This is a genomic window from Streptomyces sp. NPDC058576 (assembly GCF_042718715.1).
GTDB lineage: Bacteria > Actinomycetota > Actinomycetes > Streptomycetales > Streptomycetaceae > Streptomyces.
On the sequence record NZ_JBHXPF010000114.1, the window covers coordinates 1 to 6,842 of the forward strand.

Annotated in this window: 5 protein-coding genes and 1 pseudogene; 2 read left to right on the forward strand and 4 right to left on the reverse strand. The window is 70.3% G+C overall.

From position 1 onward, the window contains the following. Positions 1 to 62: 62 nt before the first annotated feature. The 4 genes and pseudogenes from ACFWRV_RS36115 to ACFWRV_RS36130 form a co-directional block, all read right to left on the reverse strand. Entirely contained in the window at positions 63 to 2,129 is a 2,067-nt protein-coding gene (locus ACFWRV_RS36115) for a phosphocholine-specific phospholipase C (protein ID WP_384340386.1), read from the reverse strand. 129 nt (positions 2,130 to 2,258) lie between these two features. After that, positions 2,259 to 2,765, reverse strand: a complete 507-nt coding sequence (locus ACFWRV_RS36120) for a GNAT family N-acetyltransferase (protein WP_384340388.1) — start codon at positions 2,763 to 2,765, stop codon at positions 2,259 to 2,261. Positions 2,766 to 2,798: 33 nt separating this feature from the next. Further along, a pseudogene (locus tag ACFWRV_RS36125) lies at positions 2,799 to 3,466 on the reverse strand (alpha/beta hydrolase). A 29-nt stretch (positions 3,467 to 3,495) separates the two neighbouring features. Further along, positions 3,496 to 4,473: a cupin domain-containing protein gene (locus ACFWRV_RS36130; protein ID WP_384340390.1), complete on the reverse strand. Its 978-nt coding sequence runs from the start codon at positions 4,471 to 4,473 to the stop codon at positions 3,496 to 3,498. Between the two features lie 93 nt (positions 4,474 to 4,566). Here ACFWRV_RS36130 and ACFWRV_RS36135 point away from each other — a divergent pair, with 93 nt between their 5' ends. Both ACFWRV_RS36135 and ACFWRV_RS36140 read left to right on the forward strand, forming a co-directional pair. Next, positions 4,567 to 5,238, forward strand: a complete 672-nt coding sequence (locus tag ACFWRV_RS36135; protein ID WP_384340392.1) for an SDR family oxidoreductase — start codon at positions 4,567 to 4,569, stop codon at positions 5,236 to 5,238. A gap of 167 nt (positions 5,239 to 5,405) precedes the next feature. Then, on the forward strand, positions 5,406 to 6,587 hold the full coding sequence (locus tag ACFWRV_RS36140; RefSeq protein ID WP_384340394.1) for a serine hydrolase domain-containing protein: 1,182 nt from the start codon (positions 5,406 to 5,408) through the stop codon (positions 6,585 to 6,587). Positions 6,588 to 6,842 lie beyond the last annotated feature (255 nt).

The window sequence follows — 6,842 nt, forward strand, 5'->3', positions numbered from 1 at the left end:
GGGCCCGGACGTCCGGGCCCCGCCGTTCTTCTGCGACCGCTTCCGCTGCCGCCGACCCGCCCTCAGCCGGTGGCCGTGGCCGGATCGCTGACCCCGGCGGCCCCGGTCTCGACATGACCGGCGAAGCGGCGCAGGAAGTCGGGGGCGCCCTCTGCCGTGACGGACACGTCGTACCAGCGCTTGCCCGCCCGCAGGTCCACGGTGCGCGACACCGTGGCGCCGGGCCGTACGGTGACCGTCTGCTCCGCTCCCCCGTAGGCGGCGGCGCTGGCGAGGGTGAGGCGGATCTCGGTGTCGCCGGGGTTGGTGAGGGTCAGGTCGAGGTTGCCGCTCCCGTCGTTGTGGCGCGCGGTGACCTCGGGTCCCGCGGTGGAACCCGGGCTCCTGAACGTACGGAGGAAGCCGTTGGGGCCGTGGACCGTGAGGTCGTGGGTGCCGCCGGAGTAGGCGGAGTTCCAGGCGTCCGCCACCGTCCTGCCGGCCTCGGCGGTGTACGTCCACGGGGCGTCGGTCCGGTTGCCGGAGGTGACGTAGAACTGCGCGCCGGCCGCCGTCCCCGGGCTGAAGGTGAGCGCGATCTTTCCGGTGCCGGTGTCGACGGCGCCGTCGACGTACGGGGCGTACGGAAGCGGCCGGGCGGGGCGGCTGCCCGGCTCCTGCTTCGGCATCGAGCCGACGGCGGGCGGGGTGGGCCGGTAGTCGGGGTGCCGTTCGCGGTCCGGCGGCTCGTAGGCGTCGGTGTCCGGCAGGTCGCCGGGGGCGGGCGCGGTGGACGCGAAGTCGAAGGCGGAGGTCAGGTCGCCGCAGATGGCACGCCGCCACGGTGAGATGTTCGGCTCGCGCACCCCGAAGCGCTGCTCCATGAAGCGGAGCACCGAGGTGTGGTCGAAGGTCTCGGAGCAGACGTAACCGCCGGTGCTCCAGGGCGAGACGACCAGCATCGGGACGCGCGGCCCGAGTCCGTAGACACCGGGGCCGTACGAGGAGCCGCCCGCGTACACCTCGGTGGAGGTGTCGGCCGTGGACAGGCCCTGGTTGGCGGAGGTCGGCGGGTAGGGCGGCACGACGTGGTCGAAGAAGCCGTCGTTCTCGTCGTAGGTGATGAACAGGGCGGTCCGGCTCCACACCTCGGGGTCGGACGTCAGGGCGTCCAGCAGCCGCGCGATGTACCAGGCGCCGTAGTTCGACGGGAAGTTGGAGTGCTCGGTGAAGGCCTCCGGTGCGGCGACCCAGGAGATCTGCGGCAGCGTCGCGTTGCGGACGTCGGCGGCGATCCCGTCGAAGTAGCCGTCGCCCTCGGCCACGTTCGTACCGGTGCGCGCCTTGTCGAACAGCGGGTTGCCGGGCTGTGCGTTGCGGTATTTATTGAAGTACAGGAGCGAGTTGTCGCCGTAGTTGCCCCGGTAGGCGTCGTCGATCCAGCCCCAGCCGCCGGGCCCGTCCAGGCCGTCGCCGATGTCCTGGTAGATCTTCCAGGAGATCCCGGCCTCCTCCAGCCGCTCGGGGTACGTGGTCCAGCCGTAGCCCTTCTCCTCGTTGCCGAGGACGGGCCCGCCGCCGGTGCCGTCGTTGCCGGTGTGACCCGACCAGAGGTAGTAGCGGTTGGGGTCGGTGGCCCCGATGAACGAGCAGTGGTAGGCGTCGCAGACGGTGAAGCTGTCGGCGAGCGCGTAGTGGAAGGGAATGTCGTCCCGGGTCAGGTAGGCCATGGTCGTCGGCGTCTTGGCCGGGACCCAACGGTCGTAACGTCCGTCGTTGTAGGCCTGGTGGCCGCCCGCCCAGTCGTGGTTGAGGCCCTGGAGGAACTGCATCCCCAAGTCGTCGGCGGTCGGATGGAACGGCAGGGTCTCCTTGCCCGCCGCATCGGCCTGGCGCCAGACGGACTTCCCGCTGGGCAGCGTCACGGGCCTAGGGTCACCGAACCCCCGCACGCCTTTCAGCGCGCCGAAGTAGTGGTCGAAGGAACGGTTCTCCTGCATCAGGACGACGATGTGCTCGACATCCTTGATCGTCCCGGATCCTCGGTGGGCGGGGATGGCGGCGGCCCGGTTGATGCTGCCGGACAGAGCGGCGAATCCCGCTGACGCACCGGCTATCTGGAAAAAGCGGCGCCGATTCATATCAGCCATGAGTGAGGGGCCTCTTGGAGTGTGGGGAACAGAAGCGAACAGGATGTTCCAAGAGAATCGAACAGAAAGGAAGAGGCCGTGACGGATCGGTTAACGCCGGCGGTACGCCGGGAGCCTGCGATCCCGCCCTCACGGCAATGGGCGTGTGAGCCAGACCACTTCGCCGTTCTCCTCCAGGGAGACGCGATCCCGCTGGAATCCGAGCTTCTCCAGAACCCGGAGCGATGGGGTGTTCCACGTGGCCACGGTCGACCAGAGCCGCTCCCGTCCGGTCGCCGCGGCGGCTGCGAGTACGGCGCCGGCCGCCTCGGTGGCGTAGCCGCGGCCGTGCGCGTGCTGGAACAGCTCGTACGCGATCTCGGGCTCCTCCAGAGTGGTGCGGCCGATGATCAACCCGCAGTAGCCGATGAAGTCGCCTTCCTCGCGCCGCTGGATGGGGAGGAGGGCGATGCCCGTGGTCTCCGTCGCGGCGAGAAACTCCGCGATGGACGTCCGGATACGCTCCACCGGGGGCTTCCCGTTGCCGCGTTCGGCGAGAAGGTCGCAGAATTCGGCGGCGTCCGATTCCAGCCACGGCCGGAGTATCAGGCGTTCGGTCTCCAGGTGGAACGGCATGGTCTCGTACGTGGTCGGCATGGGGCCCACTCTGCCCCATGGGTTCATCGCGAGCTACGGCCGGACCACGGGCACGAGCAGTTCCCGCAGGAGTTCCACGAGGAGTTCGGGACGCCCGACGAACGGGGAGTGGCCGCCCCCCATGAGCGCACCTCGGTGCAGCGTGAGGACATCGTCCGTTGCAGGGCCGGGTCGATGGCCCGGTCCTGCCCACAGACGACGTAGGTCGAGGGCGTGTCCTTCCAGGCGTGCCGCCGCGGAACCCCCCGCCCGCAGCCGGGCGCCTGCGGGCGGAGCAGGCCGACCGCCCAGGCGGCGAGCGGGTCGGAGCAGTCGCCGTAGAGGACGTCGGCGGCCCGGTCGGGATGCAGGCTGGTCGATCCGTCGGGCTCGGGCAGGATCGCGTCCTGGAGTCGCGCCGACGCCCCGCCCAGCGAGGCCGCGCTCTCCCCCGCGTCCAGGACGAAGGCCGCCAGATAGACGAGATGTCGCGCTCCGCGCACTCCGGTGATCACCGACCCGCCGTAGGAGTGCCCGAGCAGGAGCGGGGGCTCCTCCAGGGAGTCGACGGCCGCCTGGACGGCCGCCGTGTCGGCCGCCAGCGAGCCCCGGTGGAGCTCGGGAACGAGGACCGCGATCCCCGCGGACCGCAGGCCTCGCGCCACCCGGTCGAAGTGCTCGGGGCGGTGGTACAGGCCATGGACCAGCACGGCGGTCGGCAGTTCGCCCGCCTCCTCAGGTCGGATTCCGGCTAGTGATCATAGGCGTCGGCCCCCTGCGGACGCGTGGGCCCAGGCACAGGCGTCCGCGGGACCGTGCGGGATGTGGTGCGGAAGCGGCCGGGCGGTACGCCCCGTTCGCGGCGGAAGGCGCGGCTGAAGGCGTAGACCGAGGTGTAGCCGATGTCGTGGGCGATCTGTTCGAGGGGGTCGTCGGTGTCGCGGAGGCGGCGTGCGGAGAGGTCGAGGCGGCGTCGGGTGAGGTAGGCGGCGGGGGTTTCACCCAGGGCGGCGGGGAAGCGGCGGGCCAGGGTCGCGCGGGAGACGTCGGTCGCCCGGGCGAGTTCGGTGGTCGTCCAGGCACGGCCGGGCTGCGCGTCGATCATGGCCATCGCCGCGCTGACGACGGGGTCACGCAGAGCGTGCAGCGGGGATGCCGGGCTGTCGTCGGCGCGTTCGAGCCAGTCGCGCAGAGCCTGTACGAGGAGGACGTCGACGAGGCGGGCGAGGACGACCTGGCTGCCCGGCCGTGAGGCGGTCAGCTCGCGGCCCACGAGGCGGACGGTCTCGGCGAGTCCGCCGCCGTCACCCTGTCCGCGCAGCAGGACGGTGTCGGGCAGTGCCGCCAGAAAGGACGCGGAGGCCGTGGGGTCGTGCGTGTAGTGCGCGCAGAGGATGTGCGTGTGCGCCGGGCCGTGACCCATCCGGACCGTGCCGTCGGCGGCGAGTGTGTAGCCGTCGGAGCGCTCGGGCGAGGTGCGGGCGAGCGCCTCGGGGTCGCTCGCCAGTGCGTGGGCACGCCCGCTCGGGAGCAGGAGCACGTCGCCGGCCCGGAGTTGCAGCGGCTCGGAGCCCTCGGGGGCGATCCACACCGTGCCCGAGGTCAGCGCGTGGAAGGCGGCCCCCGGTTGCTCGGCCGACCACCACCCCCAGTCGTCCCCCGCGGCGATCCGCGCGCCGAGCACACCGCGCACCACCTGTGCGTCGATGAGTCCCGTCAGAGCATCCATGCTCTCAGCATATCGACTGCGTGAGTCATAGAGATAGGGAACTGAGCGAATCCGTCATTGAGACTCGCACATGAGATGCCTAGCGTTGTTCTCATGAAGATCGAAGGAAGCATCGCACTCGTCACCGGCGGCAACCGCGGCATCGGCCGCCACTTCGTCCAGCAGCTCCTCGACCGGGGCGCCGCGAAGGTGTACGCCGCCGCCCGGAATCCGGGGACCATCGACGTACCCGGCGCGATTCCGCTGGCGCTCGACATCACCGATCCGGACGCGGTGGCCGCGGCGGCAGCCGCCGCCCCCGACCTGACCCTGCTCGTCAACAACGCCGGCACGACCACGGGAAACGACCTCGTCAGCGGTGAACTCAACGCGATCCGGCAGGAGTTCGACACGAACTTCTACGGGCCGCTCGCCATGATCCGCACGTTCGCGCCGATCCTGGCCCGCAACGGCGGTGGCGGCGTCCTCAACGTGAACTCGCGGCTGTCCTGGCTCTCCTACCCGGGCGCCAACGCCTACGCCGCCTCGAAGGCCGCCGCGTGGAGCATGACCAACGGAGTACGCCTGGAACTCGCCGGGCAGGGCACCCAGGTCACCGGGCTGTACCTCAGCTCGACCGACACCGACATGATGGCGGGCTGGGACATCCCCAAGAACGACCCCGTCGACGTCGTGACCGTCGCGCTCGACGGCCTGGAGGCCGGCGTCCCGGAGGTGCTCGCCGACCAGGAGACCAGGGAGACCAAGGCGTCTCTCGCCATCTAGATCGCGATCGCCTGCCCGTCAGGTCACGGCGGGCCCCTGCGGTGTCCTCAGGTACACCTGTGCGGTGGTGCCCGCCCCAGCCGGAATCCGGGGGGCGGCGCTACTGATCTCATCAGCGGTCCCCGACAGGATCTTCAGTGCCCGGTCCGTTCATCCAGGGAGTGTTGATGGCACCGAAGAAGACGAACTCAAAGCTGCGCAAGGGCCTGTTGGTCATAGCGGTGGCAAGTCTGGTGGGATCCGCCACCACCGTCGCGGCAGTGGCGAACCCTCCCCAGGACGCGCCTGCGCGAGCCGGCGCGGACAGGGCCCTGCAGAAGAGCCTCGACTCGTTGGTGAGCGAGGAAGGGTTCCCCGCCGCCTTCGCCTGGGTGCGCAAGGACGGCCGTACCTCTTCGCTGGTCTCCGGGTCGGCGCGGCTCGAAGCACAGGTTCCGGTCCCGCGCGACGGCTACGTCCGGGCCGGCAGCAACACCAAGACGTTCACCGCGGTCGTGGTCCTGCAACTGGTGGCCGAGGGCAAGGTCGCCCTGGACGAGCCCATCGAGACCTACCTTCCCGGAGTGGTACGGGGTGAGGGCATCGACGGCAGGAAGATCACCGTCCGGCAGCTGCTGCAGCACACCAGCGGTCTTCCCAACTACACCGAGCACATAGGCCTGGAGGACTTCGCGAAAATCCAGCACACGTTCTTCCATCCGCACGATCTGCTCAGCGCGGCCCTGGCCCATCCCGCGGAATTCGCGCCCGGCGCCCAGTGGAAGTACAGCAATACCAACTACCTGCTGGCGGGGTTGCTGATCGAGAAGGTCACCCAACGGCCGGTGCAGGAGCAGATCACCGAGCGCGTGATCCGGAAGGCGGGGCTGCGCCACACCTCCTGGCCGCAGCCGGGCGACCAGTCCGTCCCCAAGCCTCACGCTCGCGGCTACGCCCTCAGCAGCACGGAGAACGGCAGGGTCATCGACGCCACACGAATGGACCCCTCGTGGGGCGGAGCCGCCGGCCAGATGATCTCCACACCGAGCGACCTGGCGAAGTTCGCCCGCCTGCTCCTCGACGGGAAGCTGCTCGCACCCGGGCAACTGGCCGAGATGCGCAAGACGGTCGACGCGCCGCTCATGCCCGGATGGCGCTACGGTCTCGGCGTCTTCAGCATCCCGCTGAGCTGCGGCGGCGAGTACTGGGGGCACGGCGGCGACATCGACGGCTACGAGACCCGGGGCGGCGCCACCGACGACGGCCGCTCCGTCGGCCTGGCGGTGACGGCACTCCCCGGGACCTTCAGCGACGCGGAGAAGAGCGCGAAGGCGGTCGTATCCGCGACGGACACCGCCTTCTGCGACTGAGGCGTCGGCCCCTCCGACGCCGTCAGGGCCGAAGCTCCCGCCGGACAGCGGTGCGCACGTACGCGGCCCGCGCGGACCACCGCGGAGCAGGCCCTGGACGCATCGGCCCTGGAGCTTGGCCCCTGGAAATGATCGAGGGGCGGGTTGTGGTGTTTACAAAAACCGCCCGCCGAACTAGAGTGGTTGAACAGAGGCCGACAAGGATGTAAACAGGGCCCCCCAGACGCCCCGACCAATCGGGGGGCCATAAACGGC